The sequence below is a fragment of the Mesorhizobium shangrilense genome (genome assembly GCF_040537815.1).
GTDB classification, from domain to species: domain Bacteria; phylum Pseudomonadota; class Alphaproteobacteria; order Rhizobiales; family Rhizobiaceae; genus Mesorhizobium; species Mesorhizobium shangrilense.
Map to the genome: position 1 here is coordinate 4,819,274 of NZ_JBEWSZ010000001.1, position 17,340 is coordinate 4,836,613.

A 17,340-nucleotide genomic window follows, 5' to 3' on the forward strand; every position below is an offset into this window, starting at 1 on the left:
TCAGGCAAAGCCGGGGAAATAGTCGACCTTTATCCTCGAACGGCGAACACCCATGGCCAGCAGCTTGTCGCGCAACGCCTTGACCATGGCCTGGGGGCCGGAAATGTAGAAGGTCCGCTCCAGATAATCGGGAATGGCAAGGCGCACCAGGCGCGCGTCGATATAGCCGGGATATTGGCCGCGCTCGGCGCCCCTGGCCACGGCAAGCACCGTCCTGATGCCCAGTTCCCTTCTCGCCGTGCCCAGAACATCGCGATAGGCGATGTCCTGCTGGGTCTCGACTCCGTAGAGCACGACGATCGGACGCCTTTCATGGCTGTCGATGAGATATTGCAGCATCGAACGGAATGGCGTGATGCCGATGCCGCCAGCCAGGAAGGCAATCTTGGTTTCGCGATTGGCCGGCAGGGTGAAATCGCCGGCCAGCTGGGAAGCATGGATCGTGCTGCCCGGCTTCATCGTGCCCAGCGCCTGCTTGAAGGCGCTTGATTGCGGATAGAATTTGACGCCAAGCCGCACGGATTGCTCCGTGGGTGCCGATGCGACCGTGAAATAGCGACGATTGCCGCGATTGTCCGAACGGTCGAGACCGAGCGTCCACTCCAGATACTGTCCGGCCTGGAAGGCGAGCTTGCGCGGTGACCTGAAGATGAAGTCGTAGCTGTCGACGGCGGATTGCTCGATGCGTTCGAGCGTCAGCACGAAGCGTCCTTTCGGGCCTGCCGCGTAGGCGAAGAGATTGCCCGCCAGAAGCGCCAGCTCCGGTGTGAAATAGAAAGAGCCGACATGGATGTTGGGGGCGAACAGGAAACCGACGATGGCGGCGAAGGCGATTCGTGGCCAGCGCGTCGTCGGTGCCGTCAGCGGCTCGGTCAGCATCACGAAGGCGAAGAACAACAGCGGTGACGAGCCCAGCGTCTCCGTCAGCGCGGTGGCGTATTGCGAAGGCTCGGTGGTTGCCAGGATCGTCGCCAGCGCCACGGCGACGAAGGTCGCGACCAGATCGAGCCGGCGCAGCTTGCGCACGATGAGAAGGCCGCCGGCAAGCACGACGGGAAGCAATGGCAGATTGCCGCCGACCCACCAGGTGGCCGGCTGGTCGAGCAGCAGCGCGGTGAGTGCCACACCCAGGGCCGCGGGGTTGAACAGGTGCTTCCCGCCGATGGCGAGGATGAACTTGGATGAAATCGCCCAGACGCAGGCGAATACCACCGCGCCGATCCCCTTGAGGTCCGTGGCTGCCACCGGGTCGAGAATGAGTGCCAGGATGAGGGCTGTAATATAGACGGACTCGTTGTTGGCCGGAACCTTGAAGACATAAGCGAAAACCCTGTTGGTGATCCAGCAGGCGGCCAGCATCAATCCCGTCGTGAAGGCGAGCGCGACCGGGTCATGCGGCACAAGCTTGAAGAAGCCGAGCACAAGGGCCGCACCCAGCAACGCGATCAGATAGTAGAGGACCAGCCGGTACATGGTCTGATGGTCGAGAAACCGGTCGACGGTCCTGATCATGGTTGGCAAAAGGCTCCGAAGCCGCTTGTCGGCGTGGCGCGGCGGTTGCTGTCGACAACATAGGCCTCCAGGCCCGGCGTCTGCTCGAGAAACAGAATTCCGTCCCGTCCCATGGCGAAGGCGGCAGTGGCGAAGCGATCGGCTTGGAACACATCCGCGCCGATGACGGTCAGGCTGACGATTTCGGTGATCGGATCGCCGAACCCAAGCGGATTGTAGATGTGCTGCCCGCGCACATAGGTGCCGGAAGTGGCGACGCCATGCCCGCGCGGATAGACGATCTTGATGATCTCATCGGCATTGAAGGGATTGCGGATACCGACGCTCCAGTCGAGGCCCGGAGCATTCCTGCCGCCGGACTGGATGTCGCCGCCGGCCTCGATGAAGAAATCGCTGATGCCGGCCCGCTGGACGATCCCGGCCGCATTGCGGATGGCCCAGCCCTTGACGATGCCGGACGGGTCCAGCGAACCGTCGGGCTTGCGGATGTCGAAATATCCGCCCGTCTCGGTTCTCGTCTGTTCGGCAAGGGCCAGAACTTCCATCATCTCGCCGCTCCAGTCGCGGACCGGGAGGTCACCCCGGTTGATGGCCGAAATCTCGCTGTCACTCCTGTAGGTGCTGAAGCGTTGGTCGATCCGCTCGAAATAGTCGAAGACCGTGGCGACAAGCACGCCGCCCGAGGCACCGTCGATGTCGACGGTGATGGGCATGCCCATCAGAATCCGGGTCTCGCGCATGGATCAGGACGACGCTTTCTTCAATGCGCCGCCGAGTGACTGGATGAAGGCCCTGCTGGTCAGCGTGGCGCCCGAAATTATGTCGACATTGGCGCTCTGTGCGCTGATCGCTTCGTCACGCAGCATCGGCAGCGCCTGCCGGTTGATGCTGATCGAGGTGCGGCGGTCATTCGGGTATTTCAGGATTTTGAGCGCGGTGAGACGGCCACCCTGGATGGAAGCCTGAATCTGGATGAGGCCGTAATAGGCATCGGCGACAGGACCGGTGTAGGTGCCGTCGGCAAAGCCGTGCCCCGCCGGCTTGGTGGCGAGATTGACCGCCGGCTTCATGGCGGCCTTGATGATGCGGGCGGGTGCTTGCGAATAATCCGGCCTCGGCTGGGGAATAGGGATGTAGACGGCCGGGGTTATGGCGAAGGTCACTGCCTGCGGCGCGGCATCGGCGACGCGTTGAGCTGGCGCCTGTTCCAGCGGTCGGGCCGACGCCTGGGAAACCCGCGGCAGGCTGACCGCAGGCGGCTTCTCGGCGGCTGGTGGCTCTTGGGCGGGAATAGCGATCGCCGCCGTGGTTTCGCTGGCGACCGTGGCCGGCGCGGTCGCCGGAGGCCTGAGCCGCACACTTTGCTGGGGAATCCCAGGCGATGGCGCGGCAGGCGCCGGAACGGGTCTCGTTGGAATCGGGCTGGCCGGAGCAGGGGGCGGCAGCATGCTTTCCTCGGCGGCGGATCCTGCGGTGTCAATCACGTCGCCGGTGGGGGCCTTGCCCGCCTGATCCCAGACGTAGGCACCCGAGGACGCGACCACGAAAAGCGACAAGGCAATCTGTTTCATGGGCTGCGTTCCAAATTGGATCCTGCGCCGGCGAGTCGGCTTTGCGGCAATTCGCAAACACTGTGCCACGACACAGCTGACAATTGGCTGTCAGCGCCTGTGACCGCCGGCAGCGCCGATTATTGCAGTATGCGACATCAGATCGTCATCGCGGAACGAGCAGAGAGGCGGCTATCCGCTAACCTCCCCTCCCGGCTAGGCGCTGAACAAACCCCCTTCAAACTGCACGGTCATGGCGCTACGCTCAAAGCCATGTCTCAATCCATCAACCCGATCTTCGGCGCCCGTCGCGACCAGGCCTTCCCCACGCTGGCCGAGGCGGACATCGATCGCATGCGCCGTTTCGGCGAGGCCAGCGCCTATGCCGCCGGCGAACGCATGATCACGGCCGGCGACGTGGCGCCAGGCCTGATCGTCGTCCTGTCGGGCAGAGTGGACATCACCCAGGATGGCGGGCTTGGCCGGCGCGAAACGATCGTCACCCATGGTCCGGGCAGTTTCGTCGGCGAACTGGCGCAGTTGTCGGCCCGCCCCTCGCTGGTCAACGCGGAGGCCGCTGAGCCGGTGGAGGCGTTTGTCATCCCCTCGCAGAGGCTGCGCGACCTGATGGTGCAGGAAGCCAATCTCGGCGAACGCATCATGCGGGCGCTGATCCTGCGCCGTGTCGGGCTGCTGGAAAGCGCCACGAGCGGGCCAATCATCATCGGGCCCGTCGACAACAGCGACGTGTTGCGGCTGCAGGGGTTTCTGGCCCGCAGCGGCCAGCCATACCGCGTGCTCGATTCCGCTGCCGACCCTTGCGCCAGGACGCTGGTCGAGCGCTTCGACGTGGACCCCCACCATCTGCCGATCGTGCTGTGCCCGAACGGCAGGCTGTTGCTCAATCCCGGCGAGAAGGACCTTGCCCGCTGCATCGGCCTGCTGCGGCCGATCGATGCCGACAAGCTCTACGACGTCGCCATCATCGGCGCCGGACCGGCCGGGCTGGCGGCCGCGGTCTATGCTGCCTCCGAAGGGCTGTCGACCATCGTGCTCGATTGCCGTGCCTTCGGCGGGCAGGCGGGCGCCTCCTCCCGCATCGAGAACTATCTCGGCTTCCCAACGGGCATTTCGGGCATGGCGCTGATGGCGCGCGCCTACAACCAGGCGCAGAAGTTTGGCGTCGAAATGGTGATCCCCGATGAGGCGAAGCTGCTGGGCTCGGCGACCGATGGCGCCTGCTACAGGCTTGATGTCGGCGACGGCGAGACGGTGCGGACGCGCAGCGTGGTGATCGCCAGCGGCGCGCGCTATCGTCGCCTCGATATCGACAACCTGGCGCAGTTCGAGGGAACGTCGGTGCATTATTGGGCGTCGCCGATCGAAGCGCGGCTTTGCAGCGGCCAGGAGGTGGCGCTGGTGGGCGCCGGCAATTCGGCCGGGCAGGCGGCGGTGTATCTCGCAAGCCATGTGCGGAAGGTGGCGCTGCTGGCGCGCGGGGGCAGTCTCGATGCGAGCATGTCGCGCTATCTGGTCGAACGCATCAAGGCGCAACCGAACATCGAGGTGCTGACCGGAACCGAAATCGAGGCGCTGGAGGGCAACGAAGGCAACCTTGCCACCGTGCGCTGGCGCAACCGCGACAGCGGCGTGGAAACGACACGCCCGATCCGGCATCTCTTCCTGTTCATCGGCGCCGACCCCAATACCGACTGGCTGGCGAACTGCAACGTGACGCTGGACGCCAAGGGTTTCGTCCGCACCGGATCGGACCTAGGATCGGCACATGGCGTGATGGAGACAAACCGCAAAGGGGTGTTTGCCATCGGCGATGTGCGCTCCGGCTCGGTCAAACGCGTCGCGGCGGCTGTCGGCGAGGGAGCGCAAGTGGTTGCGGCGCTGCATGCCTATCTTGCGAAGGACGGCAACCATGCCGTCGCGCCTGAACGGATCGGGAGAGTATGATGGCGGATGAATGCAGCCATGCGGCTGGTATCAAGGACGTGACGCCGAGCGCGCTTGGCTGCGAGGAATGCCTGAAGAGCGGATCATGGTGGGTGCATCTGCGGCTCTGCCGCACCTGCGGTCATGTCGGCTGCTGCGACGACTCGCCCAACCGCCACGCCACGAAGCATTTTCACGCCACCAGCCACCCGGTCATCGAGGGCTATGATCCGCCCGAAGGCTGGGGCTGGTGCTATGTCGACGAGGTCTTTCTGGACCTTGGCGATCGCACCACGCCGCAGAACGGTCCGATCCCGCGCTTTTACTGAGCAGTGCCCGGAGCCCGCTTATCTCAAGGACCCTGTGACCGTCCGGTCGACGTCGGGAACGGATTTGCGTTCGTTTCCGGCAAGTGCTGCTATGATAAGCAGGCTGGCGACAACTGGCACAAACAGGATGGCAACACGGGCTTGGACGTAAAAAATGGCGCGCCATTCGCTGCGCTTTTCAGGGCTGTCGCTCATTGATACTCACTCTGCTGATGCCCCTCAGGGGAAGACATAACCGCGAACGGTTAAACAACTCCTTCCGACTTCATTAACGGGGGCCAGTCGGGACCGTTCGGTCGCGACTGGCAGGCATCACGCGGCTTCGGACTTCTGTCCCGGCGCCTTGTTGCTGTTGGCGCCGATGAGCCTGCCCAGGCCGCCCGAGACCAGGAAATTGACGTCGAGCAGCACCTGCGGAATGTTGAAGCCGCCGGGACAGGCAAGATAGTGCGGAGTCCACACCGGCGAGAACTTCTGCTTGAAGGCGCGCAGGCCGCCAAAATTGTAGAACTCGTCGCCATAGCGGAAGGCAAGGCGGGCAAGACGGCTCCAGCGCGATGCAAGCGAATGATCGGGAATTCCCGACAGCGGCGCCGCGCCCAGGTTGAACCAAGTGTAGCCCTGTTCCTTGCCATAAAGGAACAGGCGGACGAACAAGGCGTCCATCAGCACTTTCGAAACGCCCGACTTGTAGCGCATGAGGTCGACCGACAACTCGACGCCGCCGCCGCGCCAGATGTTGGCGAACGCCACGATGCGCCCGTGCTGTTTCATGACCGCGCAGTCGAACCGGGCGAGATAGTCCGGGTCGAAATGGCCAAGCGAGAAGCCTTTCTCGGAGCCGTTCTTCTCCTTGAGCCAGGTGTCGGAGACATCGCGCAGTTCCGCCATGACCGACGGTACCTGCACGGCGGGAATGATCTCGAAGACGATCTCCTCGCGGGTCACCCGCCTGTCAGCGTAGCGGAATTCCTGGTTCTTCTGGCCCTCGAGATTGAAGGTCTGGAGATTGACCCTGGCCACCTCGCCAAGCTTGAGCAGGGAATAGCCCATGTCCAGGTAGAGCGGCAGGTTCTCCGGCTGGACGCCATAGAAGACAGCGCGTTTGGCCTGCTTGTCGGCCACTTCGCGGAACCGCCAGACAAGCTCGTTGGCTTCCGCCGGATTGCCGATCGGGTCGCCCAAGCTCACCAGGGAATTTCCGGCCCGGCCATACATGATGAAGGTCTTCTCGCTTGGCGACAGAAGAAACTCCTTGTCGCCGAGCAGGGCGATGTTGGCCTGCGTGTCCGGGGACTGCGCCACGATATCGGCGATGTCAGCGTGAACCTCGGTCTTGGCCCGCACCTTGCCGCCGCCGGGCTGGTGGATCAGGCGATACATGGCGAGAACGAATACGCCGATGGCCAGTCCGATCGTCGCGCGCAGGATGCGCGTCGCGTCGCCGCTCCACTCGAACTGCCAGAACAACTGGTTGGAATACTCCACGTCGCGATAGGAGAAATAGCCGAGCCATGTGGTGGCGGCCACGACCAGGCCGATCAGCCCGAGCCAGCGCCAGGATACTCTCGAGACATCCAGCGGCGCCCGGCGATAGAACGCGTCCCGGCACAGAAACAGGAACAGTGCCGTGGCGCCGAGCACCATCGCTTCCTCCCAGTCGATGCCCTTGGCCATGGAGGCCAGCGCGCCCATCACCAGCAGGGACATGGAGATTGCCCAGGCATGGAACAGGCGCCGGCGCAGCCCATAGGCGACGATCAGCAGCGCCAGCCCAAGCAGGCTGCCGAGGAAATGCGACGATTCGACCAGCGACAGCGGCAGCACGTCCTCGAGCGCGTCGAGCCGGGCGGGAATGCCCGGCGTGGCACCGGAGAGCAGAAGCACGATGCCCGACATGAAGACGATGGCCGAGGTGATCAGCGGCATCACGGTCTTGAGGCTGCGCAGCGGCGCGGACAGGCGGGTTGGTAGGCGGGAGACGAAATAGCGCGATTCGAACGCAGCAAGCAGGATGGCCGCGACGATGAAAGGCAGCCCATAGTAGATCAGCCTGTAGACGACGAGCGCGGCAAGGACGTCCGCCCTGCCCGCCAGTCCGAGGCCGGCGATGACGGTCGCTTCGAACACGCCGATGCCGCCTGGGACATGGCTGATCGCGCCCACCACCAGTGCGGTCGCATAGACGGTCAGGAACAGCGCCGGGCCGACCGAAACATCAGCCGGAAGCAGCACGTAGAGCGTCGCGGCGGAGGCGACAATGTCGAACGTGCCTACCAACAGCTGCAGCAGGATCATGTTTCTCTGGGGCAGCGGGATCGTCCAGCCGAACAGATTGATCGTGCTGGCATGGGCGCGCGCACGCACGATGGCGAAGATGAGGCCGAGCAGGATCGCGACCCCCAGCAGGCGATCGGCGGCTGGATGGATGAGGTCCATCAGCGGAATGCCCGCGGGATCGAAGATGAGTGCCATGGCGACCATCACGGCGAAGGCAAGCCAGATGGCGAGCCAGGTGAGCAGCACGATCTGGCCGATCTCGCCGGCATCGAGGCCGCTGCGCGAATAGGTGCGGAACCGAATGGCGCCGCCCGTCAGCAGATGGAAACCCAGCAGGTTGGAGAAAGCGTAGCCGGCCATGCCGGAGAGGGCGGCGATCTGCCATGTCACGCGGCCGGGCGCAACCGAGCGGCTGGCGATGACATCGTAAAGGCCCAGCGCCACGAAACTGGCTGATGTCGCTAGGATGGCGGCAAGGATGGCATGCGGGCTCAGTGTGAATGCCTGACGCTGGATGTCGGACGGGTCTATCCCCGAAATCATCTGGTGAAGCGTCACAAGTGCCACTGCTGCTACGGCAATTGCCAGCACCTTGCCGGCATGGGAGCGAAGCCCTTTCGGTTCCGCCACCGCCATATCGTCTGTATTCGACATTCCTACCTTCGTCTCTCTTGCTATATCCCGCGGGCCGATCGGACTTGCCGCGCCGCTCCGGAAGCGCCCCTCAGCATCCCGCGCGAAGATGGTGATCCTCGGGCCGATGATGAACTGCGATTTTTACGCTCTATACTGGAAGGGCGGCATAATTCCCCTCAGATTTTGGCACCAATTGGGCACCGCAACATTTTTGATCTCAAATCAGGGAGCCGGCTGAGCCGCCAGCCGCTTGTGCAATCCGTCAATGATCTTCTGCGTCAAACCGTTGTAATCGCCGTCGAAATGATGCCCGCCGGTGGTCTTGATCGTCTGGATCGGGCTGCCCACAAGCTGCGGACAGGCGGTATCGTCCTCGTCCTCACCGTAAAAACACTGGATCATCGCGGGGTTGATCTTGCGAAGCTCGGGCAAGGTCGGGACTTCGTCACCGCTGCTGGAGCCTAGCCAGCCCTCGACCGTAATCTGGTAGGACGCGCCGGTGGAGAAGCCCAGCAGCGAAATCTGCGCGATGTCGGCCGCCGTGGCCTTGTCCAGCACATTGTAGACGGAAGGCAGCACGTCCGCGCCGAAGGAATAGCCGACCAGCAGCACATGCTTCACATGCCAGCGGTCCTTGTAGGTTGCGATCAGGTTTTCCAGGTCGGTCGCGATGGCCTGCGGCGTCTTAGCGGACCAGAAATAGCGAAGCGAATCGATGCCGACCGTTGGAATTCCCTTGCTTTGAAGGACGGTCGCGATCGATTTGTCGATATCACGCCAGCCGCCGTCGCCTGAATAGACGATGGCCAGCGTGTCCTCGGTCGGCGTTGCCGGCAGTTGGGCGATGGGCAGGTCGGAAATCGATCCCGCCGCCGGAGCAAGCAAGGCATCGACCGCCGCTTCGAGCGCGTCCCCAGCGGCGCTGGTGCTCTGTGTCAGGTTGATCGCGTGGCCCTGCTTGATCAGGCTGTCGATATGGCCGCGCTGGTCGGCCGTGCCGGCGGGGGTGAACACGACGTTCAGTTTTTCCGGGAGCTGCCCGGGCAGCAGGTCGTAGACGATGCCGTTGGCGGTATCATGCCGGGGCGCACCGCTGCACAGCGTGCGCTTCGACGGAAATGTCTCGGTCGGGTCCACGGCGACGCTACCGCCGATGGTCGCCGGCGGTGTCTGGGCGGCGATGCCCATCACCAAGCCGCCGGCCGTGCCGGATCCGACCAGGATCGGCGGCTTGTAAACGGAAGCCTTGCCTGCGCGCATCACCTCATGGCTCAGCGTCTCGATGTCCGACACCAGGTAGACGCAGTCGCCATCGGTCTTGTCTATCGCGGCGAGATAGCTGGGCATGTCGACGCCGACAACGGCGGCGCCCTTGTCCACCAGCCGCTTCGAAAGATCCTCGTCCGCCGGTGACCAGCCGTCGAGAGCGGAGAAGACGAACACGGTGACGGATGGCGGTTGCGCCGGCAAGGCAATGTGACCGCCAGGGATCATGCCGGTATCGAATTCCGCGGCCATGCCAGGCGTTGCACCGGAAGCAACGGCCACGAACAGCAATGCGGCGACCGACTTGAGACTGTTTGAAAGCGAAAGGGGCAAGATTGTCTTCTCAAAATTCTGTTCAGCGATTTTGTAAGCGGGCCGCGCGGCAAATAAAAGCCGCGGGGAAACCACGTCTTTGGGCTCCTGACCGGAATCCAAGGCAATATAATGTTCAACCCATCGCGCGAGCTGCGGCCTTTTGGCCGTCCATGGTGATCCCTGACAGTGGCGGCGGTGCGACGCGCCCGTCGCCATTGTTCGCCTCAGCCCAGCCCGATCCACCTGGCGCCTTGCCTAAACAGCGCCGCGGCATCCGGCTCGAAGCGGAAGGTGCCTATGAAATCATCCGCACAGTAGTGCGGCATCGTCTTGCGGATGGCGGCGGCAAAGCCGCGCGCCTCGTCGAGCCGACCCGCCAGTGCCAGGCAATGGGCGGCGATCGCCAGGATGATCGCATGGGCGTTGGGCCGGGCGGCGGCCTTCAGCGCCCACTCGGCCGCCTCGTCGAATTGGCCGAGGCGGACATGCGCCATCGCCCTGGCACCCAACATGCCGAACAGCAGCGGATCGAAGGGGCTCAGATGGCGCGAATGGTCGGATGAGCCGATCGCCGCCATTGGGTCACCTGACTGCGAGTGGACGAAGGACAGCGCGTAGTGGCCGAGCGCGAAGTTCGGGCTCAGATCCACGGCTCTTTCCAATTCGATCAAGGACCCGTCCTGCTCGCCACGCAGCCACAACGCCCGGCCCATGGCCCAATGCGCCGCCGGATTGTGGTCGTCGACCAGCAGGCTCCGGCCTGCGGATTCGAAAGCGAGCGCGCCTTCCCGGTCGCGGTCGCCCCAGCGCTGGAAGGCGCTTTGCCAATGGGTGAAGGACAGGCCGGCATAGGCGCGCGCAAAGGTCGGGTCCTGCTGCACGGCCACTTCGAAGAAATGCCGCGCCAGTTCGTTTTCCGACTGGGTGAAGCGGTACATGTGCCAGAGGCCGCGATGATAGGCCTCCCAGGCGTTCAGCGAGTTGGGCGCCTTCAGCATGGCGCGGTTGCGCTCGACCGTCTCGACTTCGATGGAGATCGAGGACACGATGTTGTTGCCGATGTCGTCCAGCACGGCGAAGATGTCGTCGGGCCTGCGTTCGAATGTCTCCGCCCAGACGATCCTGGCCGTGCCAACCTCGATGAGTTCGACCGTTACGATGATACGATCTGGCTGGCTGCGCACCGTGCCGGTGGTGACATAGTCGACGTTCAGCCTGCGGCCGGCATCCTCCGGCGCGATGGCCTTCTCGGCGAGCGCGAAGACCGACCCGCGTGCGATGACGAAAAAGTCCCGCAGCTTGGCCAGGCGGGTGATGATGTCGTGGGTCAGGCCGTCGGCCAGGCCGCCGCGAACGCCGGCCTCTTCGACGAACGGCATTACCGCAAGCCGGGCATGGCGATTTTCGGCCGGCGCATCGGCAGGCGCGATTGCCACCGGCTGCGCCGGCGCCGGCAGAAAGCGTGGCAGCGTCCGCAAAGCCGCGGCCGGCCGCTCGCCTCGAATCGTCCCCCAGGCCGCACGGACTGGCTCGAAATCGAGCTCTTCCGACTGAAACAACCGCGCGGCTGCCGTCATATGCGCCTCGGCCGCGCCGAACTGGCCGCGCTCAGCGAGATTTGCCAGCAGTGCCGCATGCGCGCGTGCGTCGAAGGGCGCCAGCTCCACCCATCTGTCGAGATGCGCCGACACCTCCTCCGAACCCGCCGGGAAGCCTATGACAAGATGTTCCAGGATGGCGGCATGGCACGACTGGAAGCGGCGGCGTTGCGCGGTCAGCCAGCTGTTGAAAGACGGGTTGCGATCGAGCTCCAGCCCATCGAGAAAATCACCCGCGAACAGTTTGGCCAGAGCCTGAAGTCGCTCCACACCGAGTGCCGCGATGCCTTCTGTGGCGGCCGTCGCAACGGCTATTGCGTCGACGAAACCGTCCTCGAGGCGCAGCGCAACCGTATCGCCCTGCGTCTCGATCCGGCGGCGGTCCGGTTCGTCGAGAACGCCGCGAAGCTTGCTGAGGTACCAGCGCAGCTCGCCCCTGGGATCGTTCGGCACATCCCACAAGAGCTCGCACAGGCGGCTGCGCCCCACCGGATGTGGCGCCAGCGCCAGATAGGCGAGGAGTGCGCGCAGCTTGCGCGATTGCGGAAGTTCGATTGTAGCGCCATCGCGCGCAACCGTCAGCGGCCCAAACAGGCGCACGACAAGGCCAGCCGTGCAGCCATCGGGGCTCGATAGGACGGATTCCACGTGCGTTCCCACGCCTGTTCCCACGCAGACCAGTCGGCGTCTCCTTTATCGCCAGAACGACAGGGCAGCGATGCGCCCACGCCGGATTGCCGGCACGTCAATGAACATAACGCGGCAAGGTCTCGAAACCTCGCCGCCCAAGCCGCCGGTTTGTAACCGGCTCGTGACGACAACGACGACAGACGAGGAGTTCTTCCATGTTGCATCAGCAGAAAATCAGAACCACGGCCGGGCGCGGGCGCCTGTTCGACAGCATTCTCGACACGGTCGGCGACACGCCGGTAATCCGCATCAACAATCTGGGACCTGCCCACGCGACCATCTATGTGAAGGCCGAGTTCTTCAATCCGGCGGCTTCGGTGAAGGACCGGCTGGCGCTCAACATCATCGAGGAAGGCGAGCGTAGCGGCGCGCTGAAGCCGGGGCAGACCATCGTCGAGGCGACCAGCGGCAACACCGGCATCGGGCTGGCCATGGTCTGCGCGCAAAAAGGCTATCCGCTGGTGGTGACCATGGCCGACAGCTTTTCCATCGAACGCCGCAAGCTGATGCGCATGCTGGGCGCCAAGGTGGTGCTGACACCACGCGCCCAGAAAGGTTTCGGCATGTACAAGAAGGCGGTGGAATTGGCCGAGGCCAACGGCTGGTTCCTCGCGCGTCAGTTCGAGACGAAGGCCAATGCGGCCATCCACGAGGCGACGACGGCGCGCGAGATCATCAATGATTTCGCCGGCTCACGGCTCGACTGCTTCGTCACCGGCTATGGCACCGGCGGTACAGTCGTCGGCGTTGCGCGTGTGTTGCGCCGCGAGCGGCCGGATACCCGCATCGTGCTTTCGGAACCGGCCAATGCCCAGCTCATCGGCAGCGGCAAGCCGCAGGAGCGCGGCGCCGATGGCGCGCCGGCCGCCAGCCATCCCGCCTTCGAGCCGCACCCGATCCAGGGCTGGACGCCGGACTTCATCCCGAATGTCCTGCAGGAGGCGATCGATGCCAGCCTTTACGACGAGGTGATGCCGATTGCCGGGCCCGAAGGCATCAAATGGGCCAAGGCGCTGGCGCAGAAGGAAGGCATATTCACCGGCATTTCCGGCGGCTCGACCTTTGCAGTGGCGCTCCAGGTCGCCGAGAAAGCGCCGGCGGGATCGGTGATCCTGTGCATGCTGCCCGACACCGGCGAACGCTACATGACCACGCCGCTGTTCGACGGTATCGAAGCCGAAATGGACGCCGACGAGATCGCCCTCTCGCGTTCGACGCCCGGCTGCCAGTTTCCGGCGGCTTGACGAGAGCCATGTCATGGACGGCGCACACGAAACACTTGGCATGGTGGCCGAGGAAACGCTTGACCCATCGGACTGGGCCGATGTGCAGACACTGTCGCATCGCATCGTCGACGATGCCGTCGCCTACCTGCGCGATGTCAGGGATCGTCCGGTGTGGCAGGAGATGCCAGGCGACGTGAAAGCGTTCTTCACCGCACCCCTGCCCCGATCGCCCGCGTCGCTGGCTGACGTCTATGGCGAAGTCGCTGAGAAGGTGATGCCCTATCCGATGGGCAACATCCACCCGCGCTTCTGGTCCTGGTACATGGGATCGAGCAATCTTGCCGGCGCGCTCGGCGATTTCCTGGCGGCGATCCAGGGCTCCAACCTCGGCGGCGGCAACCATGCCGCCGCGCTGGTGGACGGCCAGGTGGTGAACTGGTGCAAGGAGATGCTGGGTTTTCCGGCTTCGGCCAGCGGCACGCTGGTCAGCGGTGGCTCTATGGCCAACATCATCGGGCTGACCGTTGCGCGCAACACCAAGGCGGGCATCAACGTTCGCGAGCACGGCGTTGCCGCCATCGAGAAGCCCCTGCGCTTCTATGGTTCGGATCAGATCCACTCCTGCCACCGCAAGGCCATGGAGGCGCTTGGTCTTGGCAACCAGGCGCTGCGCCGTATTCCGACCGACGCCAGCCTGCGCATCGACATTGGTGCCTTGCGGGCGGCGATCGCCGAGGACCGCAAGGCGGGTTTCAAGCCGGCCTGCGTCATCGGCAACGCCGGCACGGTGAACACCGGGGCGATCGACAGTCTGCAGGTGCTTGCCAAGCTGGCGCATGAGGAAGACCTCTGGTTCCATGTCGACGGCTGCATCGGGGCCTTGATCGCGATTGCGCCACAGAATGCCCATCGCGTCGCCGGTATCAAATGGGCGGATTCGATCGCCCTTGACCCGCACAAATGGCTGCACGCGCCGTTCGAAGCGGGCTGCGCCCTGGTCAGGGACGCCTTGGCGCATCGCAACACCTTCGCCGTCACGCCGGAATATCTGGAATCGGCTCCGCGCGGCCTCGCCTCCGGCCAGTGGCTGCACGACTACGGCATGCAGACCACGCGCGGTTTTCGGGCACTCAAGGTCTGGATGGCACTGAAGGAGCATGGGATCGAGAAGTTCGGCCGGCTGATCGACCAGAACATCGCGCAGGCCGGCTATCTCGCTGAATTGATCGTGGACGAGCCGCTGCTGGAACTGGTTGTGCCGCCGACCATCAACATCGTCTGCTTCCGCTGTCGGCCCGGCGATATGACGGGCGCGACGCTGAAGGCGTTCAACACCGAGATCATGCTGCGATTGCAGGAACAGGGCATAGCCGCGCTTTCGGACACGACGGTGCGCGGCGAGCACTGCCTGCGGGTCGCCATCACCAACCACCGCACCCGGCGCGAGGACCTGGACCTGCTGGTGCGGGAGGTGGTGAGGCTGGTGCGGGAGATGGGGAAGCCGGGCGCTGCATCTTCCTAGTTACGGGCGGCCGTGCGAATCTGCTGCAATGATTCGGGGAGGTGCTCATGGTGACGCTGTTTCGCATTGCCGCGCTCGCCGCCCTTGTTCTCACCACGACCGCCCATGCGGCGGACATGGCCTTCTTCGTGAAGAACAAGCGCACGGAGGCTGTCGCGGTCGAACTGTTCAGCCATGACCGCGAGACTGTCTGGCCGGGCAACGACAAGGTTTTCCTCATCGATCCGAGCTCGCGGAAATCGATCCCGATCTCCTGCAATGCAGGTGAGCGCATCTGCTATGGCGCCTGGGTAAACGGCAATGACAGCATCTCCGCCGGCGTCGGTCCGGACAACGACCAGCCCTGTGACACTTGCTGCTTCACCTGCGTCGAGCATTCGACGGAGACGATCGATCTGGTGGAGTAGTGCTTGCCTTCTTCCCTTGTGGGAGAAGGTGGCCGAGCGAAGCGAGGTCGGATGAGGGGTGTTCCAGAAGACGCTAACGCCTCATTCCGTCCAGCACCCCTCAATCGTCTCGGCGCTAGCGCGCCGATCCACCTTCTCCCACAGGGGGGAGAAGGGAAGGCTTCTATCCCGCCACTCGCTCGAACTTCATCACCCAGTTGAGCTCCCAGCTCTGCCCATCGTCGGTCGAGAACGACTGCTCCCAGCGCGGGCTGGCACCCGCCGTCCACAGGAAGCGCACGCGCACGTTCTGCCCACCCTCGACATCGTCGCCGAAGAACTCGCCGCGTCCATCGACAAAGCGGCCGACGGTCGGCGGAAACAGCCGGAAACTCTTGGTGTCCGACCAGTAGATGGACCACAGGCCGGTTTCGGGATTGTGGAGGCGCAGCGTCATGCCGGTGAAATCGCGCACTGGGATGAACATCTGGTCGAGATTGCCGCCGAAGCCGCCGCCGGGGATCGGCATCACCTTTTCGACGCGCGAGGTGGCGGGGAAGGTTTCCCAATCCGTCGAGCCAACCAGCCGCCCGCGCAGGAACTCGTTGGTGATCGACCATTCGCCGACCAGGAAATCGAAATCGTCAAACCCGCTCATAATCACGTCCCCCCTCGACAGCATCGACCATGAATGCATCGCCTTCATAGCAGAGGCCTCCTGACAGGGCAGCGTCAGGAGCAGCCACCGCTTGTGTTTTTCGGCGGAGGACGGTTCCGTGCGGCCAGCACCCCAGCGGTCGGGACGCCATCCCGAAAAATCAGGATCCGGTCGCGGCCCCCCCTTCCGTGCACCAGCGCGGCATGGCATGGGTATCCATGCGGTCGGACGGGCCGTTTCTTTCCAGGGGGTTACCATGTTTTACGCTTATGCGCGCCGCACGCTGGCCGCGCTCTCTCTTGCCGTGTTGCTCGCACCGGCGGCACAGGCCGCCGACATCACCTTTGCCATCAAGAACAGCCATCCCAACGCCATGCGCGTCGAGCTTTACAGCCAGGACCGCGACTATGTCTGGCCGGGTGACGGCAAGGACTACTACCTCGATGACGGCGAGACCAAGCAGCTGCCGATATCCTGCAACCAGGGCGAATCGATCTGCTACGGCGCCTGGGTCGACGGTGACGAGGGAACCTATTGGGGCGTCGGACCCGGCAACAAGGAAAAATGCGAGGATTGCTGCTACACCTGCACCGGCGGCGAGACCGAGGAAATCAATCTGGTCCCCTGACCGGTTTGCCAGCTTGACGCTTTTCCCAGCGTAGCCATAGCTTGCACCAAGCAAATACCCAGAGCGCGCCGCGTCTGTCCTATCGGACGCGAGCGTGCTCCAGGCAACAGGAGCACAGCAATGGCTGGCATCGTCGAAAGCGAAAAGATCGACGTCGGGTTTTCAGGAAAACGCTGCATTCATTCGCGCAATTGCGTGCTTGGCGATCCGCATGTCTTCGTGCCCAATGCGCCCGGCGAGTGGATCCACCCTGAAGCGGCCAGCGTCGAGAAGATCGTGGCCCTCGCCGAAAACTGCCCTTCGGGCGCCATCACCTATGTCCGCAAGGATGGCGGGCCGCAGGAGAAGCCGCCGGCGGTGAACACCGTGCGTATCCGGGAGAATGGCCCGCTGGCTGTCCACGCCGAGATCGTGCTGGGCGAGAAGACGCTGTTCCGTGCCACGCTCTGCCGCTGCGGCGCCTCCGAAAACAAGCCGTTCTGTGACGGCAGCCACAGCAAGGCGGGGTTTGCCGCCACCGGGGAGCCGGCGCTCAAGGACACGCCGGCACTCGAAGCGCGGGACGGGCCACTCATTGTGAAGCCGACCACGAATGGCCCGCTCAAGCTAGAGGGCAATCTGGAGATCGTCACCGGCACCGGCCATACGGTCGAGCGGGCGACGGTTGCGTTCCTGTGCCGATGCGGCCATTCGGCCAACAAGCCTTACTGCGATGGTACCCATAAAAAGGTTGGCTTTGTGGGATGAAAGACCACCCACCAGCGTTAGTGTAGGATGAGGGTTCGCGCTCGGGAGGAATC

The 17,340-nt window shown here is 64.0% G+C and carries 15 protein-coding genes; 7 read left to right on the forward strand and 8 right to left on the reverse strand.

The features are described 5' to 3' along the window. From ABVQ20_RS23275 to ABVQ20_RS23285, 3 genes are read right to left on the reverse strand one after another with little or no spacing between them, the layout of a single operon-like run. A complete protein-coding gene (locus ABVQ20_RS23275) occupies positions 1–1,512 on the reverse strand; it encodes an RnfABCDGE type electron transport complex subunit D (RefSeq protein ID WP_354461813.1) in 1,512 nt (503 codons plus the stop codon). Then, positions 1,509–2,225: an FAD:protein FMN transferase gene (locus ABVQ20_RS23280; RefSeq protein WP_354461814.1), complete on the reverse strand. Its 717-nt coding sequence runs from the start codon at positions 2,223–2,225 to the stop codon at positions 1,509–1,511. Before ABVQ20_RS23280 ends, ABVQ20_RS23275 begins: the two co-directional genes overlap by 4 nt. A gap of 30 nt (positions 2,226–2,255) precedes the next feature. Next, positions 2,256–3,083 carry an FMN-binding protein gene (locus tag ABVQ20_RS23285; protein ID WP_354461815.1) on the reverse strand — a complete coding sequence of 276 codons (828 nt, stop codon included), beginning with the start codon at positions 3,081–3,083 and terminating at the stop codon, positions 2,256–2,258. Between the two features lie 252 nt (positions 3,084–3,335). Here ABVQ20_RS23285 and ABVQ20_RS23290 point away from each other — a divergent pair, with 252 nt between their 5' ends. Beyond that, complete coding sequence (locus tag ABVQ20_RS23290) at positions 3,336–5,027, forward strand: FAD-dependent oxidoreductase (RefSeq protein WP_354461816.1); 1,692 nt, start codon at positions 3,336–3,338, stop codon at positions 5,025–5,027. Continuing rightward, entirely contained in the window at positions 5,024–5,335 is a 312-nt protein-coding gene (locus ABVQ20_RS23295; RefSeq protein ID WP_435528398.1) for a UBP-type zinc finger domain-containing protein, read from the forward strand. Before ABVQ20_RS23290 ends, ABVQ20_RS23295 begins: the two co-directional genes overlap by 4 nt. Positions 5,336–5,353: 18 nt before the next feature. On the opposite strand, the gene ABVQ20_RS23300 is transcribed toward ABVQ20_RS23295, so the two are convergent. From ABVQ20_RS23300 to ABVQ20_RS23315, 4 genes are all read right to left on the reverse strand, one after another. Continuing rightward, complete coding sequence (locus ABVQ20_RS23300; protein WP_227344205.1) at positions 5,354–5,530, reverse strand: hypothetical protein; 177 nt, start codon at positions 5,528–5,530, stop codon at positions 5,354–5,356. Between the two features lie 117 nt (positions 5,531–5,647). Next, positions 5,648–8,269, reverse strand: a complete 2,622-nt coding sequence (gene mprF / locus ABVQ20_RS23305; RefSeq protein ID WP_354461818.1) for a bifunctional lysylphosphatidylglycerol flippase/synthetase MprF — start codon at positions 8,267–8,269, stop codon at positions 5,648–5,650. 204 nt (positions 8,270–8,473) lie between these two features. Next, a complete protein-coding gene (locus ABVQ20_RS23310; protein WP_354461819.1) occupies positions 8,474–9,850 on the reverse strand; it encodes a virulence factor family protein in 1,377 nt (458 codons plus the stop codon). Between the two features lie 206 nt (positions 9,851–10,056). After that, a complete protein-coding gene (locus ABVQ20_RS23315; protein WP_354461820.1) occupies positions 10,057–12,078 on the reverse strand; it encodes a transcriptional regulator in 2,022 nt (673 codons plus the stop codon). 197 nt (positions 12,079–12,275) lie between these two features. Between ABVQ20_RS23315 and ABVQ20_RS23320 the strand changes: the two genes are divergently transcribed. From ABVQ20_RS23320 to ABVQ20_RS23330, 3 genes are read left to right on the forward strand one after another with little or no spacing between them, the layout of a single operon-like run. Further along, positions 12,276–13,364, forward strand: a complete 1,089-nt coding sequence (locus ABVQ20_RS23320) for a PLP-dependent cysteine synthase family protein (RefSeq protein ID WP_354461821.1) — start codon at positions 12,276–12,278, stop codon at positions 13,362–13,364. 13 nt (positions 13,365–13,377) lie between these two features. Then, positions 13,378–14,868 carry a pyridoxal phosphate-dependent decarboxylase family protein gene (locus ABVQ20_RS23325; RefSeq protein ID WP_354461822.1) on the forward strand — a complete coding sequence of 497 codons (1,491 nt, stop codon included), beginning with the start codon at positions 13,378–13,380 and terminating at the stop codon, positions 14,866–14,868. A 50-nt stretch (positions 14,869–14,918) separates the two neighbouring features. After that, complete coding sequence (locus ABVQ20_RS23330) at positions 14,919–15,275, forward strand: hypothetical protein (protein WP_435528427.1); 357 nt, start codon at positions 14,919–14,921, stop codon at positions 15,273–15,275. Between the two features lie 163 nt (positions 15,276–15,438). On the opposite strand, the gene ABVQ20_RS23335 is transcribed toward ABVQ20_RS23330, so the two are convergent. Further along, positions 15,439–15,912: a hypothetical protein gene (locus ABVQ20_RS23335; protein ID WP_354461824.1), complete on the reverse strand. Its 474-nt coding sequence runs from the start codon at positions 15,910–15,912 to the stop codon at positions 15,439–15,441. Positions 15,913–16,168: 256 nt separating this feature from the next. Here ABVQ20_RS23335 and ABVQ20_RS23340 point away from each other — a divergent pair, with 256 nt between their 5' ends. After that, positions 16,169–16,540 carry a hypothetical protein gene (locus ABVQ20_RS23340; protein WP_354461825.1) on the forward strand — a complete coding sequence of 124 codons (372 nt, stop codon included), beginning with the start codon at positions 16,169–16,171 and terminating at the stop codon, positions 16,538–16,540. 120 nt (positions 16,541–16,660) lie between these two features. Continuing rightward, the gene (locus ABVQ20_RS23345; RefSeq protein ID WP_354461826.1) at positions 16,661–17,287 is read left to right on the forward strand and encodes a CDGSH iron-sulfur domain-containing protein; all 627 of its coding nucleotides are present in this window, start codon (positions 16,661–16,663) and stop codon (positions 17,285–17,287) included. The last annotated feature ends 53 nt before the right edge of the window (positions 17,288–17,340 follow it).